The following is a 22832-nucleotide window of genomic DNA, read 5'->3' on the forward strand; positions in this document are numbered from 1 at the left end:
CAACCAGGGATCGAGGTAGAGGTCCGACCACAGGCTGAACAGCTCCGTCCACGCCTCGAGGCGCTCGAGCTCCGGGTCGGGCTCGGGGCCGGGCTCGGGGGGAGCTGCGGGGGTGCCTCCCCCGGCGTGTTTTCCCGCGTCCTCACGCTCGTGCAAACCCACGCCGGCGCGAGCCCTTACATGGCTCAACGGCCTCAAAAGCACCTCTGCGGGCTCGTTTCCGGCCAATTCGATCCCAAGGGTTTCCCCTAGCAGATCGAGGGTTTTCACCCGTCGCCAGCGCGCGGGCCTGCTCGCCGCTGCTCGCTGTCGGAGCGCGTCCCAGCGGGCATCCCCGGCGAGCACCGAGGCCACGGCCGCGAAGACGGCCTCGATGACGGCCTCCACGTCGCCCTGGACGTCGGGCAATTGCCCCGGACTTCGGTACCACTCGATCAGGTGGAATTCCTCGCTGTGCTGCGCGCCGATCTCTGCGGCTCGGAACACGTGCGCGATCTGGAACATCGAGGGCGCGCCGCGGGCGAGCAGGCCCTTCATCGCCAGCTCGGGGCTCGTCGCCAGGTAGCGCCCCCGGCCCGCGACGATCGGCTCGATCCACGGCTCGATGGCGACCTCGGGCCCGCGGATCGGCGTGCTGACCTCGCGCATGCCTCCGCCTCGCAAGGTCGTGCGCACGGCCTCGAGCGCCGCGTCCCACAGCTCGACGCGGACGGCCCAGGGCAGCGAGGGCAAGTCGGCGGAGGTCGTGGTCATCGATGCGTCGTCGCGACGGACCCCGCCGCCGAGGACTCGGCGAGCGGGGTCGTTGGGTCCACCAGAGGCGGCTCTAGTTGACGCGCTCGACGTAGCTGCCGGTGCGCGTGTCGATCTTGAGGCGATCGCCGACCTTGATGAACAGGGGGACCTGTACCTCGTAGCCGGTCTCCATGGTCGCGCCCTTGGTCGCGCCCGTGGCCGTGTCGCCCTTGACCCCCGGCTCGCACTCGCTGACGGACATGACCACGTGGCTGGGCAGGGTCACGCCCACGGGGCGCTCGTTGTAGAACAGGATGTCGACCTCGAGGTTGTCCATCAGGAAGCGGGCGTCCGTGCCGATGGTCTTCTCATCGATCTCGACCTGCTCGTAGGTCGCGTTGTCCATGAAGGTGAAGCTGTCGGCGCCCGGGTACAAGTACTGGTAGGTGCGCGACTCGACGTTCGCCGCGGTCAGCTTCTCGCCCGACCGCCAGGTGCGATCGACGACCGCGCCCGTGACCATGTTCTTGATCTTGCACTTGTAGAGGCCCTGCCCCTTGCCCGGCTTCACGAACTGGAAGTCCGCGACAATCCAGGGCTGTCCGTCGATCTCGAGCTTCACGTTCTTCTTGAGGTCAGAGACGTCCATTGGCGGAGGCTGCCTATCTCCCACGAGTCATGGGTGTCAAGCGGGGCGCTCCCGGCGAATGCACGTGAACAACCGGACCATTCAAATAAACCGTATGATACGGGGTTAATGCTGTTTTTTTGACCTTGGGTCTGGTGTTTTGCGGTGCTTCGTGGCAACTTCGCTGGCGGTTACACGAAGGGTCACCGGGTAAAGACATGCGCATCACTACTAAAGTTCGATATGGCCTCCGGGCCCTTTGCCATGTGGCGTATCGCGGTTACGCTAGCGCCCACGTCATCGCCGAGCAGCAGGGCATTCCCTCGCGCTACCTCGAAGAAATCATCGGTGAATTGCGCAAAGCCGGCTTCGTGGTTGGAAAACGCGGCCCCCGTGGGGGATACCGCCTCGCCAAGCCTGCCTCGGAGATCGCCGTCGCCGACGTCATCAACGTGTTGACCACGACCAGCAGCACCGCCACCGGCGAGTCCCAAGACGAGATCACTCGTCTCGTCGAGAGCTCCGTGGACGAGCGCTTCGAGGCCGCGGTCGGCGCCTTGAACCTCGAGCAGCTGATCGGCGAGGCACGCGAGCGCAACCGCCGCCATGCGGCTGACTATGTGATCTAATGGCCAACGATCGCCCCCATCGCGTCCACAACATCCTCGAGCTGATCGGGCACACACCGCTCGTTCGCATCCAGCGGGTCGCTCCCGACACCGAGGAGGCCGCGGCCATCTGGGGCAAGGCCGAAATGCTCAACCCTGGCGGCTCCGTCAAGGATCGCATCGCCTTGGCGATGATCGAGGCGGCGGAGCGCGAGGGGAAGATTCGACCCGGGGAGAGCACCCTGGTCGAGCCCACCTCGGGCAACACGGGGATTGGGCTCGCGCTGGTGTGCGCGGTCAAGGGCTACCGCCTGATCCTGACCATGCCGGAGTCCATGAGCCTCGAGCGGCGCAAGCTGTTGTCGGCCTACGGGGCCGAGATCGTGCTGACGCCCGAGGACCGGACCATGGAGGGCGCCGTCTCCCTGGCACAGGAGCTGTGCCAAGAGCCCAACCACTACATGCTCCAGCAGTTCGAGAACCCGGCCAACCCGGCGGTCCACGTGTCCACGACGGGGCCGGAGCTCATCGAGCAGATGCGGGAGCTGGGCGACCTGAGCATCGACGGCTTCGTGACCGGCGTCGGCACGGGCGGGACGGTGACGGGCGTCGGCAAGGTGCTGCGCGAGCACAACCCCGAGGTGACCATCGTCGCCGTCGAGCCCGACAACAGCGCGGTGCTGTCCGGCGACATCCCGGGGCCCCACAAGATTCAGGGCATCGGCGCGGGCTTCGTGCCGGGCGTGCTCGACACCAAGATCTACGACCGCGTCGCTCGCATCCGTGACGCCGACGCCTACCGCATGCGTCGCGAGCTGGCCCACAAGGAGGGCTTGCTCGTGGGCATCTCGGCGGGCGCCTCGATGTGCGCGGCGATCGACCTGGCCAGGGAGCTCGGCCCCGGCAAGAACGTGGTCACGGTGCTGTGCGACACCGGCGAGCGCTACTTCAGCCTCGACGCCTACTTCACCGAGGACGGCCAGCGCCGCCGCTGACCGCCTCGCTCGCTGCTCCACCCGGGAAGGACATGACCTGCTTCGTGGTCATCGGCGCGGGCGGCCTCGGCTGCCCCGCGCTCATGGGTCTGCAAGCTGGGGGCGCGCGGCGTGTGCTGATCGTCGACGACGACGCCGTCGACCTGTCCAACCTCCAGCGCCAGGTGCTGTACAGCGTCGCGGAGCTCGGGGCGAGCAAGGCCCAGTGCGCGGCGTGGACCCTCGCCAGCCGCGACCGCGAGGTCGAGGCCAGGACCCTCGCGCGGCGCCTCGACCCCGACTCCCCCACCCTGCTCGCCGAGCTCCTCGACGCAGCGCCCACCGACGCCAGCGAGGAGCTCGTCGTGCTCGAGTGCAGCGACAACCCGCGGCTGAAGTTCGCCGTCCACGACGCGTGCGTGGCCGCGTCGGTCCCCGTCGTCGTCGGCGGCGTGGTCGGGTGGCGCGGGCAGGCCATGGCCGTGGACCCCCGCCGACCCGAGCTGCCCTGCTACCGCTGCCTGTTCGAGGAGCCCCCGCCCCGCGAGCTCGCCCCCGCTTGTGCGGCCGTCGGCGTCATCGGTGCCGCCGCCGGCGTGGTCGGACAGTGGATGGCCACCCTCGCCCTGAGCGTCGCCAGCAGTTTACCCGGCAGCCCGCCTGACAAAGTAAACACTGCGAGCGGTGGGGGCTTCGACCATAAATTAACCAGCGAACAGCCGTCATTATCCGCGGAATCCACGAGTGGTCGTGAGTCGAGCCGCGCAGGCGCGGGTATGCTGATCCACTTCGATCTGCTAAACACCCGAATTCAACGGCTAGAACCCACTCCGCGGAAAGGCTGTCGCCACCACGGCGAGCTCTGCTAGACCTTCCGCAACATCCCGCGGCGCGCCGCGTAGGGACAGCCGAGGACTCAGGAGCAGACATTTCATGGCAACCGTCCGTATTCCCACTCCGCTTCGTAAATACACCGAGGGCAAGGAGGAGGTCGACATCGCTGGAGCGAACGTCGGCCAACTCCTCGACAACCTCGACGCGAAGCACGGCGGCATCGGCGAGCGCATCCGCGACCCCAAGGGGGCCGTCCGGCGCTTCGTCAACATCTTCGTCGGCGACGAGGACATCCGCTTCCTCGACGGCCTCGAGACGCCGGTCAAGGACGGCGACGAGGTCAGCATCATCCCGGCGATCGCGGGCGGCCTCTAGGCCCGCCTGGTTCGGGCCTCGCCCCCGCGGCGAGGCCCGCCTTGGAATTGGAATCGGAGCAGGACCATGTCCGCCAAGCTCGGAGACATCCGCCCACGCCTGGCCCCGCTGACGCCGACGGCAGTCGAGCAGCTGGCCCTGGACGCGCTGGTCCGACCCAAGCGGGTCGATCGCATCACGGACCTCATCGGCAACACGCCGCTGGTCCGCCTGCACCACATCGAGCGCGACTGTCCGGGGGTCGAGCTGTGGGCCAAGTGCGAGTTCGCCAACCCGGCGGGCTCGGTCAAGGATCGACCCGCGCTCCGCATGATGCAGGACGCCCTGAGCCGGGGCGTGCTCGCGGGCAAGCGGCTCATCGACAGCACCAGCGGCAACACGGGCATCGCCTACTCCATGGTCGGCGCGGCCCTGGGCGTCCCGGTGACCCTGGTGATGCCCGAGAACGTGTCCGAGCCGCGCAAGCAGGTGACCTCCGCCTACGGCACGGAGCTCATCTACTCCGACCCCATGGAGGGCAGCGACGGGGCCATCGTGCTCGCCCGCGAGCTCGTCGCCAAGCACCCCGATCGCTACTACTACCCCAACCAGTACGCGAACCCGAGTAACCCCCTGGCCCACTACCACGGCACCGGGGTCGAGATCTGGAAGCAGACCCAGGGACGCGTGACGCACTTCGTGACCGGCATCGGCACGAGCGGGACGGTCATGGGCACCTCTCGGCGCCTGCGCGAGCTCGGCGAGGCCGTGCGCCGCCCGGTCAAGTGCATCGCCATGCAGCCCGACGACGGCATGCACGGCCTCGAGGGCCTCAAGCACCTGCCCAGCAGCCTGGTCCCGGGCATCTACGATCCCAGCGTCATCGACGACACGATCTGGATGCCCACGGACGAAGGCTGGGACATGGCCGACCGCCTCGCGGAGCGAGAGGGCCTGTTCGTCGGGCACTCGAGCGGGGCCAACGTCGCCGCGGCCTTGCGCGTGGGTCGGGAGCTCGCCGAGGCCGGGCAGTCCGGCGTCGTGGTCACGGTGCTGTGCGACCGGGGCGACCGCTACTTCGTACCCCTGCAGTGGGAAAAGCACTATGTCTGGTAGCGTCCCCGCGATCCGCCCAGAGCACCTCGCGTCCATCTACCGCCACGCCCAGGCGACCTTCCCCAAAGAGTGCTGCGGCTTCATCCTCGGCGCCTCTGGAGACGCCCCGGCGCAGCTCGTCGAGTGCGAGAACTGGCAGGACAAGTACCACGCCGTCGATCCCGAGACCTTCCCGCGCACGGCCGAGCGGGCCTACATGTTCGGGGCCAAGGACACGCGGCGCCTCGCGGACAGCTTCGACGGCGAGACCCCGGCGACGATCATCTACCACTCGCACCCGCGCGTGGGCGCCTACTTCTCCGAGGAAGACACGCGGGCGGCCCTGAGCGCGGGCTGGGCCGTGGACTACCTCGTGGTCGACTGCCAGGAGGACCACGTCGCCGGAGCCGTGCTGTTCCGCCGCGAGGGCCAGGCCTTCGTCGAGGTCGCCCGCTTCCCCGGCGAGCGCGGCTGAGCGCCAGCTGTCGGCGCGAGGCCAGGTCAGGTGCCCTTCCAGGTCCGCTTGCGGCCCAGGTCGACGTGGACGAACTCGCTGACCGGGTAAAAGCCGACCCCGCCGTCGTGGGTGTCGAGCAGCCAGTCGTAGAGGGCCCGCGTGTCGACCCCCGGGAGGAAAAAATCGATGGCCTTGGCCTCGGTGTGTTGGCTGCGCTCGGCGACCTCGCGGCCCTTCTTGCGCAGGGAGAGGTTGTACTTGGGGTGGCGAAAGCCCGAGATCACGCGGACCTCGCGGACCTCGAAGTGCTCGGCCGCGGCGATCACACGGGCGACGAGCTCGGCAGAGATCGGTCCGCCCTCGAGCGTGAACCAGCAACGGAAAAACTCACTGCGCTCCTTGGCCGTGTCGGCTCCGGCGGGGCCAGTGAGCGCTCGGATCTCGTGGGTGCGGAGGTTGTGAGCCCACACGGGACGGTCCGCCCGCTGGCGCGCTCGGGCGGGACGGCCCTGCCCCGCCTCGGCCTTGGCGGCCAGGTACGCGTCCTTCTTGGACGGCTGGCTCGCGGGCGCGTCCGCGCTCGGCGCCTGACCGATCACGGCCGCAGCCAGCAGCATCGTCGTCAGGCCGCTCACGACCCCCCGCCTCCCGCAGACCAGGCCCGCGGCGGCCGGACCTCGCCAGCAGCGATGGCCGCCAGGAACGGCCGATCGGCCGCGAGGAAGTCGTCGAGGGGCAGGCTCGCGGCCGGGAACGCGGCGATCTCGACCCCGGCCTCGACCACCGCCCGCGCGCGCCAGCGCGGGCCAGACCACGCCCGCCCGTCGACGTGAAAGACGATCAGGATGACCTCCGGGCCGGGCGGGGGGTAGCAGTGGTGGAGCACCTCGGCGACGGGCCCGACCCCGAGCTGCGCCGCCGCGGGCCCCCACTCTTCGACGAGCTCGCGCTCGAGGGCCGCCCGGGGAGCCTCGCCGCGCTCGAGCTTGCCACCGGGGAGCTCGAGCTTGCCCGCGCCGTGGCGCGCCTCGGGGGCCCGACGCTGGACCAGCAGGGTGGCTGGATCGAGGTCTAGCCACACCAGGGCCGCGGCCACGACCAGGCGGGGAGACCCCGCGTCGCTCGCCTGGGGCCGCTCGGGAGACCGCTCGCCCTGGGCCATCGCCCCGTTGTGGCACTAGCCTGGACGGCGTGCAAGCCCTCGCCTATCCTCGGCCAGACCCATGCGTCTGTACGCAAGCAAGATTCCGGCGATCGTCGACTCGGTCAACCGCACACTGGTCGACACCGGCGAGCTCGAGACGAGCAACAAGGAAGAGTTCCGCAACGACGTCGAGTCGGTGCTGCGCGAGTACCTGCGGACCAACCGCGAGATCACCGAGCGCGCCAAGGACACCCTCGAGCACCGCGGCCTCGCCTACTCGGACCTCCACCGCATCCGTCGCCAGCTCGCGGACGCGGCCGACTTCGGCATCGGCGACGACGCCGTCACCTGGATCACCAACCAGATGCTCGAGCTGTTCATGCGCTCGCACTGGGTCGACGAGATCTACGTCGACGACGCCACCTTGCGGCGCAAGCTCAAGGACATCATGCGCCGGCACATGCAACACGACGACGACCTCGACCGCGAGGTCCGGCGTCATCTCAAGCACCTGCAACAGGGCACCGACAGCTTCGAGATCGAGTATCACAAGCAACTCGAGCTCGTGAAGCGCAAGCACGGTCTCAGCTGATGGCCCACATCGTCGTCTACCTCCAGCGCACCGCTCGCGGCCTCCACCCCGGAAGCCTCGTGTCCCTGTCCATGGCCCGCGACATCGCCAACGCGCGGGGGTGCTCCGTCCTCAGCGTGTGCCTCGGGGACGCGGGGGCCTTCGACGATCGGGTGATCGTCCAGGGCTCGTCCGCGGGCGCCGACCAGATCGTCTTCCTCGGCCCGGCCGGCATCCAAAAGCTGTTCAACCGGCTCATGCCCCGGCACGTGTTCGCGCCCTATACCCGCGAGGCCGGATCCGTGCTCGCCCAAGCTGGCATCGGGCCCATGGTCGGGCGCTGGGTCAGCGGGCCCGTCGCGGACCCCAGCGCCGTCGAGGCCGCCGTGGGCGTGGTCGCGGGCGCCCTGCCCTGGGTCCAGGCGCCCCTGCAGATCGAGCCCGAGTACGAGGCCGACGTCACCCAGGTCGAGCTCGACGATTGGCTGGTCAAGGCCGTCGAGTCGGCCACCTCGATCACCACCACCGTCGAGCAGCCGTCGATCATGTACGTCGCCAACGAGGAGCTCGACGACGAGACCAAAAAGGCGGCGTCTTCGATCGGGGCCTACCCCGTCGAGGCCAACAAGCTCGACTTCGCCAAGCTCGACTCGGCCACGCTGCTGTGGTTCGACGCCAAGGGCGAGGGCCTGCCGACCACGCTGTTCGAGCGCGGGCCGGGCGTGCGCGTCATCTTGCTGACCGGCGAGCGCGACATCTCCGGGCCCATGGACGCGAGCTGGGGCATGGCGGACTTCGTGCTGTCGGGGCCCTGGGCCGAGACCGTGACCAAGTTCAACGGCCAGGCCTGGAAGACCATGTTCGCCTAGGAGCCCGGGCTCGGTGGCGTCGCTCTCGGATGCTCTCGAGGCGGTGCTCGCCGCGGGCGAGCCCGCGACGGGAGACGCCGCGGCGCCCCTGCTGATCGCCGAGTCGGCGGCCGAGGCCTTCGAGGGCCTGCGTGTCTCGGCCGTGCCGAACGACCGGCTGGTCCGCAGCTTCCGCGAGCTCGGCAGCCGGGCCGCCCTGCTCGCGTGCGGGGCCTTGCCGGCCAACTTGCTGCGCAACCTCCGGGACCAGCCGCCCGCGCTGCTGATCCTGACCGCCCCGGCCGAGGCCTACGACGCCGAGACCCTCGAGGAGCTGCGCCGGCTGGGCTCGGGGCGGCGAGCCATGGCGCTGCTCGGGCCCGGGGCGAAGCTGCGTCTGCGCCCCGGTCGAGCCGAGGAGCTGCTCGTGCTCGCCGCCCCGGGCGGCCGGGAGCTCGACGCCCTCGAGGCCGCGGTGACCCGCGGGGCGGAGCCTCGGCAGGACGCTCGCCCCGCCGTCCTGGCCATCGCGCCCACCCCAGGGTGGCTGCCGACCTGGCTCCGCGCCCGCCCGGGTCTGCGCCAGGCCCCGGCCCGCGCCCTCGGCTACGTCCCCGCCGCGGCCCTCGACCCGAGCTGGATCGACTGGCTCCAGACCCTCACCCCCGAGGCCCAGCTCCGCCAGCTGCTCATCCCCCTGGGCGTGCCCGCGGTCGAGCTCGAGCCCCGGGCCGAGCCCTTCGAGGCCGCCATGGTCGCCCACCAGCTCGAGCGCTTCGTGGGGCCCAGCTACCCCGCGCCGGGCGTCCTCGCCTTGCTCCGCGACGCCCTCGACCTCGACTTCGACCACGCCAACACCCCAAGATGCCCCGCCGAGCCCCAACGCCGACGCCCGCGCGCTGTGGGCCCAGGCGCGCCGGGCCCCTGCCCCGGGTCGGCGAGCTCTTCGGCATGGCCGCCCCCGACCCCGCCCTGTCCCTGCGCATCCCGACCGCGGCCTTCCTGGCCCAGCGCGGGCTGCTGCGCGCTCGGGCCAGCCAGGCCCTGCTCCAGCGCGACACCAGCGACCTCCCCGCGCGCCCCAACCCCGAGCTCGTCGAGCGCGCCGACGCGGTGCTCGAGGGCGCCGGCGAGGTGCTCTCGGATCAGGAGAGCAAGGTCGTGCTCCGCGGCCACGGCATCGAGGTCACGCGCCAGGCCTTCGCCACCTCGGCCAGCGGCGCGGCTTCCTTCGCCGACAAGATCGGCTACCCCGTCGCCCTCAAGGCCCTCAGCCCGGACCTGCGCCGCAAGGCAGAGGTCGGCGCCGTGGTCCTCGACGTGGTCAACGCGGCGGCGGCCAAGCGCGCCTACTCGGAGATCGTGACCAACGTCGAAGAGCGGGCCCCGCTCGCGCGCCTCGACGGGGTCGTCGTCGCCGAGATGATCGAGGCTGGCCTGGACCTGCGCTGCGGCGCCCTGCGGACCCGCTCGGGCAGCGTCGCCCTCTACGCCCACGCCGTGCTCGCCTCGCCCGTGGAGCCGCTCCTGGCTCGATCGCCGCTGAGCCCCACCGACGCCCTGCTGTTCGCCGAGGCCGTGCTCGCGGCGATCCCCGTCCCCGCCCGGCGCCGCGCGAGTGACCCGGACGTGACCGTGTTGGCGCGCCTGCTCCTCGCCATCGACGGGCTGATGCAACACACCGGGGAGCGCTTGCTCGCCGTCGGCCTCGACCCCGTCCGCCTGCTGCCCGAGCCGACCGAGGGCGCCCGGGAGTACGTGACCCTGGACGCCCGCATCGTCCAGCGGGCGCACCTCGACGGGCTCTGATCTCGATCGGCACGGAGTGATAAGCTCGCCCCATGGTGGCGACAATCGCGACACGTGCACGGAGCCTCGGCCTCGCATCCCTCGCCCTGACCGCGCTCGCCTGCAGCCCCGCGACCAGCGGCCTCGGCGAGGGCTCCGACGACAACGCGGACGAGGGCACGGAGGTCACCGAGGAGAGCTCGAGCGACGAGGCCGGATCGACGGACTCAGCCGGCACGACGGAGTCGAGCGAGTCCACCTCGACGGGCGAGGACGAGGCCGACATGGACGGCTCGTCCGAGGAAGCCCCCACCGGGGACACGACGACCACCGCCGGCGAGACCAGCTCCGAGGACACGAGCTCTGAAGAGAGCAGCTCCGAGGACACGACCACCACCGAGGAGGAGAGCACGGAGACCGGCCCGCCCGCCTGCGAGGCCTTCGACTACCAGGTCGAGATCACCTACGAAGACCAGGCCAGCTGCGACGAGCTCAACATCGACGGCTTCGTCGACTCGGTCTCGAACACCGAGCTGACCTTCCTCGAGTGTGGGTGCAACGCCAACTGCAACGGCGCCCCGGTCCGGACCGTCGGCCTCGACCTGCCCGACCCCGCGTGGATGCCGATCCAAGTCCCGACCCAGGACTGCTTCGAGTTCCGCCTCTACGCCGAGGAGGTCGACGGCGAGTGCCGCTACAGCCGCTTCGACATCAAGCCTCCGGGCGGCGGCAACAAGCCGGTCTACTCCGTCGGCTCCGGGGGCAGCGACTGGAACAAGAACGGCTTCGAGGTCAAGCACGCCGACGGGACCGAGTGCGTCGACGACTGCGCGACCTGGGACTACAAAGACGTCGAGTTCAAGGCCAACGGCATCTCCAACTTCATCCCCTTCGACAGCGAGGGTGAGCTGGACGCCGACGACGACGTCTTCGACCTCGTCGCCTGGCCGTCGTGGACGATGTCCGGGGACCAGTGCGACCAGGGCCTGCCGAGCAGCGTGATCAGCTGGGCCGCCAAGCGCAAGGGCCCCTGAGAGTCCCCCTGAGCCCTCTCAGCCTGCTAAGCCAGGCTGCGGGCCTGGTCGAGCAGCGCCTCGCGGTGGTTGCGGGCCGGGTCTTCGAGGACCCAGTCGAGCAGCGCCGCGAGCAGCTTGCCCAGCGCCGGTCCGGGCTTGGCCACGCCAGCTTGGATGAGGTCCCGGCCCTGGATGGCCAGCTCCTTGCCCGTGAGCGCCGCGCCCTCGAGGGCCGCGCCCAGCCGGTCGCGGGCCGCCGCGTCGAGCTCGAGCAAGTCGGCGGCGTCCTCGAGGTAGGTCCGGGTCAGCGCGGCGACGCAGCGGCGCGCGGCGACGGCGTCCTCGGCCGCGAGCGCCTCCGCCAGGGCGTCGACGCGCGGGTGGGTCAGGGCGAGCACCCGCGCCCGCTCCTCACGGCTCGGCTTGAGGGCCTCGACGGTCGCCTCGATGCGCGCGCGCCCGTCCGCCCCGTGGCGCGCGGGGGCGAGCAGGCGGGTCAGGCGGAGCATGGGCCGGGGCGGGAGGCGGTCGACGGCGGCGATGGCCGCGGCCTGGTCCGCGTCGTCGAGGGGGAGCAGCACGTGGGCCCACAGCCCCGTGCGGACCATGGGCTCGAGACCCAGCGAGGGCTTGGGCGCGCGCAGCAGCTTGACCAGCTCGACGCGCACGCGCTCGCGGCTGACCTTGGCGAACACCTCGAGGGCGCCGGCGATGGCCGCCTCGGTCTCGGGCGCGAGGGCGAAACCCATGGTCGCGGCGAAGCGGACCGCCCGCATGGTCCGCAGGCCGTCCTCGTTGAAGCGCCGCTCCGGCTCGCCGACGGCCCGGATCAGCCCCGCGCGCATGTCCTCGAGGCCGCCGAAGGCGTCGGTCAGCACGGCGTTGACGGGGTCCCAGGCCAGGGCGTTGATGGTCAGGTCGCGGCGCGCGAGGTCTTCGGTCAGGTCGCGGAGGAAGCGGACCTCGCTGGGCCGGCGGCCGTCGTGGTAGGCCCCCTCGCCGCGAAAGGTCGTCAGCTCGACGGCGTGGCGGTCTTCGCCGCGGCCCGAGAGCACGGTCACGGTCCCGTGCTCGAGGCCCGTGGGGATGGTCTTGGGGAACAGCTCGATGACCTCCTCGGGGGTCGCGTTGCTGGCCACGTCCCAGTCGCCGCCGTCCCGGCCGAGCAGCGCGTCACGCACGGCGCCGCCCACGACCACGCCGTGAAAGCCCGCCTCGTCGAGGGTGCGCAACACGGCCAGGATCGCCGACGGAATGACCGTGGCGACCATCCGGGCCGTGGCCTCGTCGTGGCTCGTGGGAGGGGGTAGAGCTTCGCTGGCGCGCATGGCCGCTCATGGTAGTCGCCCTCGCCCCCGCGCGCACGGTCTGCCATCATCCCTCGGTGAGCGAGCGCCCCACCCTCGCCGAGCTCGTGACCGAGGACGAGCACGCGGCCCTGGACCTCCTGGACGATGCCGTCGACGCGGCCGACCCCGAGCTCGCCCAGGCGCGCCTCCTCGCCCGCGCGGCCTTCGAGCGCTGCACCCGAGCCGCCGGCCTGACCGCCCTCGAGGCCGCAGGCGAGCTCGCCAGTCTCGACAGCATCGACGGGGAGCTGTTGGAGACCGGCCGCCGCGCCCTCGAAGACCACCCCGAGCTGGGCCCCGCCCTCGCCCCGGCCGTGGAGCTGTGCGCGACCATCCTCGGCCTCGACCGCGACACCCCGGCCTGGGCCGTGCTCCTCGAGCTCGCCGCCGAGGCCTCCGAGCGCGCCGGGGCCCAGGCCGACACCCAGGCCCTGGTGGCCTGCAGCGACGCCATCGCCGAGCGGGCCGCCGCGCTCACGAGCGCCGCTGGTTCAGGCGGGCTCAGCCCCGCCCAGCGAGTGTTCCGCAGCGCCCTCGTCGTCGACGGCGGCCTGGGCCTGCGCGCGCGCATCCTCGCCGCCGACCACCCCCAGCACCTGCGCCTGGCCACCGCGCTCATCGAGGGCGAGCCCGACGCGACCCCCGAGCAGCTCGTCGACGCCTTCGAGCAGGCGGTCCGCGCCCAGGCGAAGCTCATCGCCGAGGCCGGCGCCAAGCGAGGCCCCGTGGTCCCTGGTGGCCTCGACGACGCCGGCGAGTCCCCCGGCGGCGGGCCCGGTCCGCGCCGCAAGTTCAGCTGGACCCACCTGGTGCTCGCCGCCATCGTCTTGGGCCTGACGATCTGGCATTACGGGTTTCGATGACCGAGCCCGAGGACCAACCCGAAGATCAACGCGAGGATCTGGCCCGCCACATCCTGCGCGCCGCCGCCATCGAGGCCATGGCCGGCGTGTCCAAGGTCCACTTCCTCAACCCCAGGGGCAAGCGCGTCAACAAGTCCCTCGGCGACGCCACGGGCCTGAGCCACATCGGCGTGCACCTCATCGAGGTCCCGCCCGGCGCCGAGTCGACCGAGGCCCACCGCCACCACCACGAAGACGAGGCCGTCTACGTGCTCAGCGGTCGCGGCGGCGTGACCCTGGACGACCAGCGCTTCGAGCTCGAAGCCGGCGACTTCGTGGGCCTGCCCGCCGGCGGCCCGGCCCACGTGTTCGACAACGCCAGCGACGAGCCCCTGCGCTGCCTGGTCATCGGCGAGCGCCGGGCCGTCGACGTGGCCGACTACCCCCGCCTGGGCAAGCGCCTGTTTCGCATCGACGGGCAGTGGAGCCTCGTCGAGCACGACGCCATCGTCGATCCCAAGGCCGGCCCGGGGTCGACCGTCGGCAACAAGTAGGCCCTCGAGCGTCAGGCGCTCGCGCGGGCGCTGCCGTGCAGGGCCACGAGGGTCAGCAACACCAGGGCGATCCACACCGCCGTCGCCAGGCCCAGGTGGATGAGCTGCATCCAGCCCGGCGCCGAGAGCATGATGTTGATGACCCCGGCGCACAGCTGGGCGACGACCAGGCCGGCGACCAGGTTGCCCGCCCGGCGCACCTTGGCCTCGGGCGACTCGACCCCCGGGAGCGCGATGGCGACCCACAAAAGGTACAGGCCCGTGCCGACGGCGAGCAGCGGATGGACCACGCGCATGCGCTGGAGAAAGTGCGCCGTCAGGCCCTGGTCCTCGGCGAGGCGCTCGGCCAAGTTGGCGCCCGCGGTGGTGACCTCGGCGACGGGGTAGAGGGTGTCGCCCAGGGCCGTGACCGCGCCGCTCATCGAGACCAGGACCACGCCGAACAGGCCCAGGGCCAAAAAGCCCAGCTTGGCCCCGGAGCCCCGGAGCTTGGGCAGCCGCCGCCCGCTCTCGCCCACGCCGCACCAGGCCGCGACGACCATCGCGCCCGTCAGCAGGCAGGTGTTCGACAGGTGGATGGCCATGACCACCGCCCGCGAGGCCGAGTCGTTGCGCCCGACGAGCTCGAGCAGCACCAGGCCCGCGCCGATCAGCGCCTCGAGCACCATGAACACCATGGTCAGGGCCACGCCCCAGCGCACCGGGTGGCCGCGGTCGAAGCGGCGCAGGCCCCAGACCAAGAGCCCGACGACGGCGAGCAAGCTCAGCCCCGAGGTCACCCGGTGGGTCAGCTCGATGATCGTCTCGACGGTCTCGGGCCGGTGGATGACCTCGCCGTGGCAGGTCGGCCAGTGCTGGCCACAGCCCGCGCCCGAGCCGGTGATGCGCACCCAGGCGCCGAACACGATCACGAACAGGGTGTAGGCGAGCACGACCCAGGCGAAGGTCGAGAAGCGGGACTGGCGATCGGCGGTCGAGCTGGACACGGGACTCCGCGGAGGAAGGTACTCCCCCGAGCTGCCCGCAGCCAGACCCCCAGGCGGCCCCGGAGGCTCACCAATCTTTGCGGAAAGGCAGCAGGTGCTCGCGCAGGTGGCGGTAGACCGAGCGAGTCGCCCGCACGTCGCCGACGTTGTAGGTCGCGATCATCTCGATGTCCCCGCGCGCGTAGGTCGGCGCGACGAGCGAGCCGTCCATCTCGCCCTTGGGGCTCTCGATACCCAGGGACCAGCAGATCACGTCCAGCGAGGCCGAGGCCGGGTTTCCGCGGTTCGGCGCGAGCAGCCGGTAGAGATCGAGGTGCGGGCGCAGGGCGAAGGGGCTCGACATCAGGTCGACCCGCGCGGGCACGCCGTGGATGAGGCTGCGGGTCTGGACAAAGGGCACGTCGAAGCCGCGGCCGTTGAAGGACACGACGACCTCGGCGGAGTCGGCGAGGTGCCAGAAGCTGCGCAGAAGCTGCGCCTCGGTCATGGGCCGGATCCACTCGGGGTAGGCGTCGTCCTCGCGGCCCGGCGGGGCGACCACCAGGGCCGTCACCGGGCCGTCCGGATCCTCGCCGTCGCCCACCGCGATCGAGACGACCTTGCCGTAAAAGGGCGAGAGCCCCATGACCTTGCTGGTGTCGCCGTCGTAGCGATCCGCCGCCCGGTGGACCGCCTTGGTCACGGACTCCGGCGCGGTCTCGAGGTCGACGGCGGGCACGGTCTCGATGTCGAACACCAAGGTCTTGCAGCGCAGGCCCTCGACGAGATCCCAGCCCTCGCCCCACACGCTGACCGGGTTCCACTCGTCGGACTCGTCGAGGACGCGCAGGCGCTTGACGGTCAGCTGCAGCGCGTCGCGGTACATGCCGACGCTGAACATCACCTTGACCACGGCGCCCTCCCCCGCCGGACCCCCGGCGAGCTCGCCGTAGGCCCGCTCGTCGCCCCAGACCTTGCCGGGGATGCGCGCGCTCGCGTCCCCGAGCACGAGGTCGTAGTAGCCGCCGCCGTTGCGGTCGAGGGCGTGGCGGAGGCTGCGGAGGACGACGAAGGCCGTGCGCATGGATCCGACGGGGACGTCGTGGACCTCCGCGAGGCGCTCGAGGTGGGGAGGAGGCGCGGCCATGAAGGGCGGGGATACCAGATCACTCATTCGGGGTCAGGGGCGGCAGCAAGCTGTCGCTCCCCTCCCCCGATCCCGGCCGACCGGGCGTACCTGGGGCCACCTCCTCGGTCGACCCCGAGCCGGCCACGGGCGCGCCCAGGCCGTCACCTGCCGCGTCGCTGCCCTCCGCGCGCCAGTCCCAGACCACCCGATCCTCGCCGTCGAGCACCGTGGTCAGCTGATCGCCAGAGTAGTAGGCCATGTAGCCCGAGGGCAGCAGCATCGCGTCGAGCAGGGCCGGGCGAGCCTGCAAGATCGCGTAGACGGGGAGGGACTCGAGCTCGTCCTCTTCGGAGATCCCGGCGGTCGGGGCCAGGCGCCAGCCCGTCAGGCGGCCGCCGGGGCTGACCACCCGCAGCAGCAGCACCTCCTCGATGTCGAGGGCGCCCTGGATCGCCATCACGTGCTGGTCGAAGTTGATGGCCTCCCCGGCCACGCCCACGCGCTCGAGCACGCCGCGCTGGCGGGCGAGGGTCGCCAGGGACACGGAGATGTCGGCCCGCGTCGCGTCCTCGGGCTCGCCGTCGTAGTCGGGCTCGCGAACCACCAGGGTCGACGTGCCCAGGGCCGACTCGGGGCCCTCGGCAACCGGCGCCTCGAAGCTCAGCGTCGTCCAGCCGATCGGCAGGCGCGTCCGCGTGCTGATCTCGACCTGCTCGGCGCGCAGATCTTCGAGCAGCAGAAACAGGCGCTGGACCTCGCCCTCGAGGTGCGCGTCGGCGTAGGCGACGACCTGGCCCTCGCCGTAGGGCAGCACGTAGCGCGTCGCCCCCGCGGGTCCCTCCGCCGGCTCCGCGCCGCCTTCCCCCTCTACCTCCGCGTCGGCGTGGACGGTCTCCGTGGGCTTGGGCTGGCAGCCGAGGGACAGCGCCGGGACCAGGATCAGCGCGCTCAGGGCGGCCGTGAGGCGGAGACCGGAGGGCTTCGGCACGGGCCAAGAGTAGCGCGAGCTCCCTGCCCCACGCCCGCGACTCAGCCAGGAGCGACCAAACGCCCACAGCGCGGCTCCCAGCGCAGCCGGACGCGACCTCGGGGGCCGAGGCGCCGGTGCGCCACCGAGACCTCGAGGCTATCGGGGCCAGCAGGCGAGAGCTCCAGGCGCGCGGCGAGGTGGCGATCCATCGCCCGGCTGAGCCGCAGCGAGTCCGCACCAGGACCATCACTGGTGGCGAGGACCAGGGCGTCGAGCTGCGCGGCCAGCTGAGCCAGGCGCTCGAGGACGGGCGCGGCCTCGGCCTCGAAGCCCGGCACACTCTCGAGGGCGTCGACGACGAGCACCGCCGGGCCCTCGCTCGCCCCGCAGCGCTGCCGCCGGCGGGTCACGGTCGCGGCGAGCTCGCTCGGCTCCAGCGCGAGGGCCTCCAGAGCGAGGAAACACTGCCGCGCGCCGACACCGGCCCATCCGGCGGTGTCGGCCCCCTCTGGCAGCGCGCCCTGGCTGTCGCACCCGAGCCAGCGCGCCAGGCTGCGGCGGCGCCAGGTCATCGGGGCTTCGTCGACGGCCAGGATCACCAGGCAGCCCGCGAGGGCCAGCCCGTCGCCGAGCTGCGCGACCAGGCTCGTCCGCCCCGCGCCCCGCTGCGCCGCCGTCACCAGCACCAGGTCCCCCGCCGCGAGCGAGCCCACCAGCCCCCCGAGCTCGGCGCCCCAGCCGTGGCCGCTCGGCCCCGAACCGGGCCAGCCCGGGAGCGCGCTCAGATCCACCGCGACGCGATCGGCCAAGCTCGCGCGGAGTTGATCCAGGCCCGGGCCCGGGCGGAGCAGTGCCTCTTCCGGGCTCGACCGATCCCCTCGATCGCCCCGTTCACCGCGCTGCGCTGGATCCAGGAGCTCGACCCGAGAGGCCTCCGCGAGCGCCTCGGCCTCGAACCACACGAGGTCCTCATCCTCGCCCCCAAGATCGCTGTTCGACGCCCCCGAGATCGGGTCGCCGGACGATCCCCCGAGATCCGCGATCTGCCGATCTGATCGGTGATCTCGGCCATCTACGGGCCGATCTCCGATCGGCCGTTCTGCGGCCGTAGACGGGCTCAGATCTAAATTTAGATCCGCGTTTAGATCCGACTTCGACGAAGAATTCATCGGCCGCGCTCCGAGCTGCGCGAGCGATCGAAGCGCCACCGCGCCAGAGGATTTCTCGCCAGTCGTCCCTGGGCTGCCCGTCGCGCCATCTTGGCGATGCTAGCTCAGCGACGACCGCCCCGCTCGGGCGCACTGCCGCCAGGTCAACCCAGCCATTGCAGTTCTCTGCCGAATGCGCCAGAAAATGGACAGCACCGCTCGCCTCGTTACGTTGCCCCCATGCTGCTCGCGCTTGCAGGCCTCAAGGGTGGGACCGGACGCACGACTCTGGCCGTGGCCCTCGCTGTCGAGGCTCACGCCCGAGGGCGCCGTACCCTACTCGTCGACCTCGACCCCCGGGCCGACGCCCACGCCTGGTCGCTCTCCGCCGGCCTGGCGGCGCCGCCCACGCTGTCGCTCCCTGGCTACCACGGCCAGGCCGAGCGCCTGCGCGCGCTCTCTTTTGGTCACGACCTGACCGTCGTCGACACCCCGAGCGACCCCGAGATCCTCGGCGCCGTGCTCGAGGTCGCCGAGCTGGTCCTGCTCCCCTGCCGGCCCAGCCCCCTCGACGCCTGGGCCGCCGCGGACGCCTGCGAGGCCTGCCTGGTCGCCCGCACCCAGACCAACCCGCGCCTGCAGTTCGCCGTGGTCCCCAACGCCATCGACACGCGCACGACGATCGGCGCCGCCTTGCCCCGGGATCTGCGGGCCATGGGCCTGCCGGTGCTCGACGCCCGCGTCGGTCGCCGGGTCGCCCACGCCGAGGCCATGGCCGACGGCAGCACCGCGAGCCTGGACGACCCCGACAGCCCCGCGGGGCAAGACATCGGTGAGCTCCTCGACGCCGTCGAGGCCTTGTCGGCCCGCTGCGGCGCCGCTCGGCACCTGCACCATTAGGCCCCCGCAGGCGTCCTCGGCCGGAGACGCTTCGTCGCTCCGCTCCTCCGCTCGGGCCGGTGGGCAATGGTGTTCGTGCCTCCTAGACGGCGTGTGGTCGCCCCCTCAAGGGGGCGCTCGTGTCTCGGGCTCACGGCTCACCTCGAACGCTTCGTCGCTCCGCGACGCCGCTCGGGCCGGTGGGCAATGGTGTTCGTGCCTCCTAGACGGCGTGTGGTCGCCCCCTCAAGGGGGCGCTCGTGTCTCGGGCTCACGGCTCACCTCGACCGAGCAACCGCCCTCAGGCCGCGCTCGGGCGCAGCGTGCGGCTGGCTAGCGCTCGACCTGGCCGAGGTTGCCGTGGAGCACGGACCCGTTGATGACGGGGTGCTCGGCGGCGAAGCGCAGCAGGTCCGCGATTTCTTCGGGCTCGATGAGCCGGCCGAAGGTCGAGAGCTCGCCCAGCGAGGCGAGGATCGACTCGTCGCCGCCGGCCCGGTCGACGAGCATCTCCGTGCGGGTGAAGCCCGGGCACACGCAGGCCGTGTGGACCCCGGTGCCCGCCAGGTCCTGGCAGGTCGAGCGCATCAGCCCGACCACGGCGTGCTTGCTCATCACGTAAGAGGCCACGCCCGCGACGGCTTTGACCCCGAGGGTCGAGCCGACGTAGAGCACGCTCGACCCCGGGCCCAGGTGCGAGCGCGCGACCCGGTTCAGCCGCGTGGGGGCGACGACGTTGAGCTCGAGCACGGTGCGTAGCTGATCGGGGTCCACGGCCATGGCGCCGTCGGAGATCAGCGTGGCCGCGTTGTGGACCAGGCAGCGCACGCCCGGCTCCTCGCCCAGCTCGGCCCGCAGCCACGCGTCGATCTTGGCGTCGACCTCGAGGCTCGGGTCGCCCAGATCCACGGCCAGGGAGCGCACCCCCTCGACGGGGCAGGCGCTGCGCGACAGCGCCAGCACGCGCCAGCCCGCCCGCGAAAAGGCCTCGGCGCTCGCCCGGCCGATGCCGCGGGACGCCCCGGTGATGATCGCAACCCGCTCTTGGTTCTGCTCGCTCATGCCTGCTTCTCCGTCCACACCCACGAGGCCCACTGTCCGGGCCCCGAGGCGCACTTGATGGTCACGCCCACGACCCCGCGCTCGCGCAGGCGCTCGGGCTCGGCGGTCAGCCGCTCCCCGAACAGGCGCGCGAGCTCCTCGATGGTCACGTTGGCGCACTCGACCACGGTCACGTCGCGGGGCAAAAAACGCAGCGTGGTCCCGTCGTAGTGGGCGAGGACCTCGCTGTCCGTGCGCTCGACCTGCAGGTGCGGCGAGCAGTTGGGCAGCATGAAGGTCTCGTTCCACGCGTCGCACATGGCCTTGAGCTCGCGCTTGAAGGCGCCGTAGTCGGCCATCAGGCCTTCCCGACCCACGCGCCCGGTGAGCGCCGCGGACACCGTGAAGTTGTGGCCGTGGAGGTTCTCCCGCTCCGTCGCCGAGAAGATCGTGAAGTGTCCCGCGGAGAACTTCATGTCCTCCTTGAACAGCTCGATGGTCGTCAGGCGTCCGTCCACGTCGCCTCACCTCTACCCCAGCGGGGGCAGCGGCGCCACCGCCTCACCGGCGGGGCGCCCTGGAGCTGCCCTGACGCGCCCCTGCTCGGGACAGGTTCAGGGCATCGTGCAGCTGCCCCCCGCGCAAGTGAAGCTCACGCCGTTGTAGTACCAGCCGTAGGCGTTCCACGGGCCGTCGCTGTTGATGAGCACGTCCTCGGGCAGGTCCTCGGCGTTGGTGTTCTCTTCCTGGGCGCCAAAGCCCAGGTCCGAGTCGACCACGCTGAGCTGGCTCAGGCAGTTGAAGCCGCAGTCGTCGATGAAGATGCCCCCGCCGCCCTCGTACTGGCCGGTCCCCGAGGCGTGGTTGCGCTGGATGATCGTCGAGCTGATGTCGCAGTCGTTGGCGAGCACGCAGCCGTAGCTCAGGGCCAACGCGCCGCCGGTCCGCGCCTCGTTGTCCTGGAAGATCGAGTCCGTGATGTGCACCCGGCCGTAGCTGGCGATGGCGCCGCCCTCGGCCGTGGCGAGGTTGTCCTCGAACAAGCTGTCCTCGATGTAGATGTCGGGGTTCTTGCCCCCGTTGTTCGAGCCGTCGACGTGGACCGCGGCGCCGTAGGTGGCCTCGTTGCCGTAGAACTCGCAGTTGCGGATGGTCAGGGTCTCCTGCTCGTTGTAGGTGTCGTCGACGCTGATCGCCCCGCTCGACTGGATGTTCCAGCCCCCGGGGACCTGGGCGTTGCAGTTGGTGAAGGCCATGTCCTCGACGGTGGCCTCGCCGTTGCCCAGGTCAAAGAAGAAGCCGCCGCCGTCGATGATCGTGAGGTCCGGGCCCGCGCCGCGCAGGGTCAGATCGACGGTGACCTCGATCTGCTCGGAGTAGGTCCCCGGGCAGACCTCGATGGTCGAGCCGTTGCTGGCCGAGGCCACGGCGGCGACGATGCTCGGGTAGTGGGCCGAGGCCCCGCCCATGACCGTCAAGATCACGGGGTTGGCCGGGTCGTCGTCGCACTCCGCCACCCACGGCGGCAGGCCGTCCTCGGTGCTCGTCTCGCCGGTGTCTTCCTCGGTCCCGGTCTCCCCGGTGTCCTCGGAGCTCGACTCGGTGTCCGTCTCGCCCATGTCCTCGCTGCTCGACTCGGTGTCCGTGCCGGTGTCCTCGGTGGACCCGCTCGACTCCCCGTCCGTCGAGGTGTCGGCCGTGCCCTCCTCCTCGGTCGTGCCGGCGTCGCTCGAACCGCTGGAGTCGCTCGAGTCGCCGTCGGTGCTCGACTCGTCGCTGCTGCCCTCGGCGTCGGTGTCCGTCTCGCCGCCGACGTCGTCGCCCTGCTCGCCATCGCCGTCACCGTCCGCGGGCTTGCAAGCGAGGGTGGTCAGGCAGGTCAGGAACGAGAGCACGAGGCCAGGTCGGAGAAGTCGCATCCGGCGGAAGCTAGCCCCCGCTCCCCGCCCGCGTCCAGCCTTCGCCTCCGCGCAGGCCAACGACGTGGCCCATCACCAACGCCGACTCGGTCGATGACCCATCAGCTCGGCCCGACGACCCGCACGCTGCTGCGCCCCGAGGCCTGCGGTCGGATCTGAATCTCCACGCCGACGCGCTCGGCCAGGCCGGGGACGTGGGAGATGATGCCGATCTGCCGGCCCTCGGCCTGGAGCGCGTCGAGGGTGCTCACCGCGATGTCGAGGCTCTGGGCGTCGAGGGTGCCGAAGCCCTCGTCGATGAACAGCGAGTCGATGCGGCAGTCGTTGGCCGACAGGCTCGCCAGCGCCAGCGCCAGCGCCAGCGAGACCAGGAACTTCTCGCCGCCGGACAGGCCGCGGATGCTGCGGACCTCGTCGCCGAGGTCGTGGTCGACGAGCTGCAGCTCGAGGTCGTGGCGAGGCACCCGGCCCAGGGAGTAGCGGGGCTTGAGGTCGCGCAGCTGGGCGTTGGCCTGGACGAGCAGCAGCTCGAGGGTCAGGGACTGGGCGAACTTCTGGAACTTGTCCCCGGTCGCGCTCCCGATCACCTCGCGCAGCCGGCCCCAGACCCGCACGTCGCGCTGGGACCCGCGCAGGCGCGGACCCAGGGCGGCCGCCCGCTCCCGCGCCTCGGCGTCCCGGCGGATCCGGAGCTCGGCCTCGAACAGCTCCCCGTCGAGGCGGCGCGCGTCGGCGTCGAGCTGCTCGAGGCGCGCGCGGGCCTGGTCGGCGTCAGACGCGCGCGCCCCTCCCCCTCCCCGCCTTCCTCGAGCGCCTCGCGGTGAGCCGCGGCCACGCGCGCGCGCTCTTCGGCCACGGCCACGCTGCGCTCGACCCGAGCCCGGGCCCGGCTCAGCGCGGCCTGCTTGCCCTCGCGCCACTGCGGCGTCCACAGCTCGGGCTGAGCCTCGAGGCGCGCGAGCTCGGCGTCGAGCTGCTCGAGGC

Annotated in this window: 28 protein-coding genes and 1 pseudogene; 14 read left to right on the top strand and 15 right to left on the bottom strand. The window is 71.6% G+C overall.

What is annotated here, in order from left to right; genetic code table 11:
• Both PPSIR1_RS44970 and efp read right to left on the bottom strand, forming a co-directional pair.
• On the bottom strand, positions 1 to 753 hold a 753-nt coding region (locus tag PPSIR1_RS44970; protein WP_006976492.1), incomplete at its 3' end, for an amino acid--tRNA ligase-related protein.
• 73 nt (positions 754 to 826) lie between these two features.
• The gene (gene efp, locus PPSIR1_RS37440; RefSeq protein WP_006976493.1) at positions 827 to 1384 is read right to left on the bottom strand and encodes an elongation factor P; all 558 of its coding nucleotides are present in this window, start codon (positions 1382 to 1384) and stop codon (positions 827 to 829) included.
• A gap of 197 nt (positions 1385 to 1581) precedes the next feature.
• On the opposite strand from efp, the gene PPSIR1_RS44975 reads away from it, so the two are divergent.
• The 6 genes from PPSIR1_RS44975 to PPSIR1_RS37470 all read left to right on the top strand — a co-directional run bounded on the left by PPSIR1_RS44975 (position 1582) and on the right by PPSIR1_RS37470 (position 5703).
• A complete protein-coding gene (locus tag PPSIR1_RS44975) occupies positions 1582 to 1992 on the top strand; it encodes an RrF2 family transcriptional regulator (protein WP_086002027.1) in 411 nt (136 codons plus the stop codon).
• Positions 1992 to 2966: a cysteine synthase A gene (cysK, locus tag PPSIR1_RS37450; RefSeq protein ID WP_006976495.1), complete on the top strand. Its 975-nt coding sequence runs from the start codon at positions 1992 to 1994 to the stop codon at positions 2964 to 2966. The genes PPSIR1_RS44975 and cysK overlap by 1 nt, the downstream gene beginning before the upstream one ends.
• 32 nt (positions 2967 to 2998) lie before the next feature.
• A complete protein-coding gene (locus PPSIR1_RS37455; RefSeq protein WP_006976496.1) occupies positions 2999 to 3814 on the top strand; it encodes a ThiF family adenylyltransferase in 816 nt (271 codons plus the stop codon).
• A 64-nt stretch (positions 3815 to 3878) separates the two neighbouring features.
• Positions 3879 to 4154: a MoaD/ThiS family protein gene (locus PPSIR1_RS37460; protein WP_006976497.1), complete on the top strand. Its 276-nt coding sequence runs from the start codon at positions 3879 to 3881 to the stop codon at positions 4152 to 4154.
• A gap of 66 nt (positions 4155 to 4220) precedes the next feature.
• Complete coding sequence (locus PPSIR1_RS37465; protein ID WP_006976498.1) at positions 4221 to 5249, top strand: PLP-dependent cysteine synthase family protein; 1029 nt, start codon at positions 4221 to 4223, stop codon at positions 5247 to 5249.
• The gene (locus PPSIR1_RS37470) at positions 5239 to 5703 is read left to right on the top strand and encodes a M67 family metallopeptidase (RefSeq protein WP_006976499.1); all 465 of its coding nucleotides are present in this window, start codon (positions 5239 to 5241) and stop codon (positions 5701 to 5703) included. Before PPSIR1_RS37465 ends, PPSIR1_RS37470 begins: the two co-directional genes overlap by 11 nt.
• Before the next feature lie 26 nt (positions 5704 to 5729).
• Here the strand turns inward: PPSIR1_RS37470 and PPSIR1_RS44980 are convergent, their stop codons facing one another.
• Positions 5730 to 6320 (bottom strand): YcbK family protein, encoded by a 591-nt coding sequence (locus PPSIR1_RS44980; RefSeq protein ID WP_006976500.1) that lies wholly within the window; start codon positions 6318 to 6320, stop codon positions 5730 to 5732.
• Positions 6317 to 6847: an NUDIX domain-containing protein gene (locus PPSIR1_RS44985; RefSeq protein WP_006976501.1), complete on the bottom strand. Its 531-nt coding sequence runs from the start codon at positions 6845 to 6847 to the stop codon at positions 6317 to 6319. The genes PPSIR1_RS44980 and PPSIR1_RS44985 overlap by 4 nt, the downstream gene beginning before the upstream one ends.
• A 61-nt stretch (positions 6848 to 6908) precedes the next feature.
• Between PPSIR1_RS44985 and PPSIR1_RS37485 the strand changes: the two genes are divergently transcribed.
• Both PPSIR1_RS37485 and PPSIR1_RS37490 read left to right on the top strand, forming a co-directional pair.
• Complete coding sequence (locus tag PPSIR1_RS37485; RefSeq protein ID WP_006976502.1) at positions 6909 to 7421, top strand: DUF507 family protein; 513 nt, start codon at positions 6909 to 6911, stop codon at positions 7419 to 7421.
• Entirely contained in the window at positions 7421 to 8269 is an 849-nt protein-coding gene (locus tag PPSIR1_RS37490; RefSeq protein WP_006976503.1) for a hypothetical protein, read from the top strand. The genes PPSIR1_RS37485 and PPSIR1_RS37490 overlap by 1 nt, the downstream gene beginning before the upstream one ends.
• Here PPSIR1_RS37490 and PPSIR1_RS37495 read toward each other — a convergent pair.
• Positions 8235 to 9098, bottom strand: a complete 864-nt coding sequence (locus PPSIR1_RS37495) for a hypothetical protein (RefSeq protein ID WP_006976504.1) — start codon at positions 9096 to 9098, stop codon at positions 8235 to 8237. The genes PPSIR1_RS37490 and PPSIR1_RS37495 overlap by 35 nt on opposite strands.
• 14 nt (positions 9099 to 9112) lie before the next feature.
• On the opposite strand from PPSIR1_RS37495, the gene PPSIR1_RS37500 reads away from it, so the two are divergent.
• Positions 9113 to 10057 carry an acetate--CoA ligase family protein gene (locus PPSIR1_RS37500; protein WP_086002028.1) on the top strand — a complete coding sequence of 315 codons (945 nt, stop codon included), beginning with the start codon at positions 9113 to 9115 and terminating at the stop codon, positions 10055 to 10057.
• Positions 10058 to 10089: 32 nt separating this feature from the next.
• Positions 10090 to 11070, top strand: a complete 981-nt coding sequence (locus PPSIR1_RS37505; RefSeq protein WP_006976506.1) for a hypothetical protein — start codon at positions 10090 to 10092, stop codon at positions 11068 to 11070.
• Positions 11071 to 11096: 26 nt separating this feature from the next.
• Here PPSIR1_RS37505 and PPSIR1_RS37510 read toward each other — a convergent pair whose 3' ends face one another.
• Positions 11097 to 12380, bottom strand: coding sequence for a tRNA nucleotidyltransferase/poly(A) polymerase-related protein (locus PPSIR1_RS37510; RefSeq protein WP_086002029.1), 1284 nt, complete (start codon positions 12378 to 12380; stop codon positions 11097 to 11099).
• Between the two features lie 56 nt (positions 12381 to 12436).
• Between PPSIR1_RS37510 and PPSIR1_RS37515 the strand changes: the two genes are divergently transcribed.
• Both PPSIR1_RS37515 and PPSIR1_RS37520 read left to right on the top strand, forming a co-directional pair.
• Entirely contained in the window at positions 12437 to 13264 is an 828-nt protein-coding gene (locus PPSIR1_RS37515; protein ID WP_006976508.1) for a hypothetical protein, read from the top strand.
• A complete protein-coding gene (locus tag PPSIR1_RS37520; protein WP_006976509.1) occupies positions 13261 to 13797 on the top strand; it encodes a cupin domain-containing protein in 537 nt (178 codons plus the stop codon). Before PPSIR1_RS37515 ends, PPSIR1_RS37520 begins: the two co-directional genes overlap by 4 nt.
• Positions 13798 to 13808: 11 nt before the next feature.
• Here PPSIR1_RS37520 and PPSIR1_RS37525 read toward each other — a convergent pair whose 3' ends face one another.
• The 4 genes from PPSIR1_RS37525 to PPSIR1_RS37540 all read right to left on the bottom strand — a co-directional run bounded on the left by PPSIR1_RS37525 (position 13809) and on the right by PPSIR1_RS37540 (position 17670).
• The gene (locus PPSIR1_RS37525; RefSeq protein ID WP_006976510.1) at positions 13809 to 14783 is read right to left on the bottom strand and encodes a COX15/CtaA family protein; all 975 of its coding nucleotides are present in this window, start codon (positions 14781 to 14783) and stop codon (positions 13809 to 13811) included.
• A gap of 67 nt (positions 14784 to 14850) precedes the next feature.
• The gene (locus tag PPSIR1_RS37530) at positions 14851 to 15909 is read right to left on the bottom strand and encodes a ribonuclease H-like domain-containing protein (protein ID WP_006976511.1); all 1059 of its coding nucleotides are present in this window, start codon (positions 15907 to 15909) and stop codon (positions 14851 to 14853) included.
• Between the two features lie 19 nt (positions 15910 to 15928).
• Entirely contained in the window at positions 15929 to 16879 is a 951-nt protein-coding gene (locus tag PPSIR1_RS44990; protein ID WP_006976512.1) for an immunity protein Imm33 domain-containing protein, read from the bottom strand.
• Positions 16880 to 16920: 41 nt separating this feature from the next.
• Positions 16921 to 17670: a hypothetical protein gene (locus PPSIR1_RS37540; RefSeq protein WP_006976513.1), complete on the bottom strand. Its 750-nt coding sequence runs from the start codon at positions 17668 to 17670 to the stop codon at positions 16921 to 16923.
• Positions 17671 to 17682: 12 nt separating this feature from the next.
• Here PPSIR1_RS37540 and PPSIR1_RS50560 point away from each other — a divergent pair, with 12 nt between their 5' ends.
• Together PPSIR1_RS50560 and PPSIR1_RS37550 are read left to right on the top strand one after the other, a co-directional pair.
• Positions 17683 to 17916, top strand: a complete 234-nt coding sequence (locus PPSIR1_RS50560) for a hypothetical protein (RefSeq protein ID WP_006976514.1) — start codon at positions 17683 to 17685, stop codon at positions 17914 to 17916.
• Between the two features lie 333 nt (positions 17917 to 18249).
• Positions 18250 to 18909, top strand: a complete 660-nt coding sequence (locus tag PPSIR1_RS37550) for a nucleotide-binding protein (RefSeq protein WP_045117531.1) — start codon at positions 18250 to 18252, stop codon at positions 18907 to 18909.
• A 312-nt stretch (positions 18910 to 19221) separates the two neighbouring features.
• Here PPSIR1_RS37550 and PPSIR1_RS37555 read toward each other — a convergent pair whose 3' ends face one another.
• The 5 genes and pseudogenes from PPSIR1_RS37555 to PPSIR1_RS50570 all read right to left on the bottom strand — a co-directional run.
• Positions 19222 to 19950 carry an SDR family NAD(P)-dependent oxidoreductase gene (locus PPSIR1_RS37555; protein ID WP_006976516.1) on the bottom strand — a complete coding sequence of 243 codons (729 nt, stop codon included), beginning with the start codon at positions 19948 to 19950 and terminating at the stop codon, positions 19222 to 19224.
• Positions 19947 to 20447, bottom strand: coding sequence for a 6-pyruvoyl trahydropterin synthase family protein (locus PPSIR1_RS37560; protein WP_006976517.1), 501 nt, complete (start codon positions 20445 to 20447; stop codon positions 19947 to 19949). Before PPSIR1_RS37560 ends, PPSIR1_RS37555 begins: the two co-directional genes overlap by 4 nt.
• 96 nt (positions 20448 to 20543) lie before the next feature.
• Positions 20544 to 21848, bottom strand: coding sequence for a right-handed parallel beta-helix repeat-containing protein (locus PPSIR1_RS37565; RefSeq protein ID WP_157596394.1), 1305 nt, complete (start codon positions 21846 to 21848; stop codon positions 20544 to 20546).
• Between the two features lie 101 nt (positions 21849 to 21949).
• Positions 21950 to 22462 carry an SbcC/MukB-like Walker B domain-containing protein gene (locus PPSIR1_RS50565; RefSeq protein ID WP_006976519.1) on the bottom strand — a complete coding sequence of 171 codons (513 nt, stop codon included), beginning with the start codon at positions 22460 to 22462 and terminating at the stop codon, positions 21950 to 21952.
• Positions 22432 to 22832, bottom strand: a pseudogene (locus PPSIR1_RS50570) (hypothetical protein); the annotation flags it as partial. The gene PPSIR1_RS50565 and the pseudogene PPSIR1_RS50570, both read right to left, overlap by 31 nt.

This window comes from Plesiocystis pacifica SIR-1, from assembly GCF_000170895.1.
Classification (GTDB): domain Bacteria; phylum Myxococcota_A; class Polyangia; order Nannocystales; family Nannocystaceae; genus Plesiocystis; species Plesiocystis pacifica.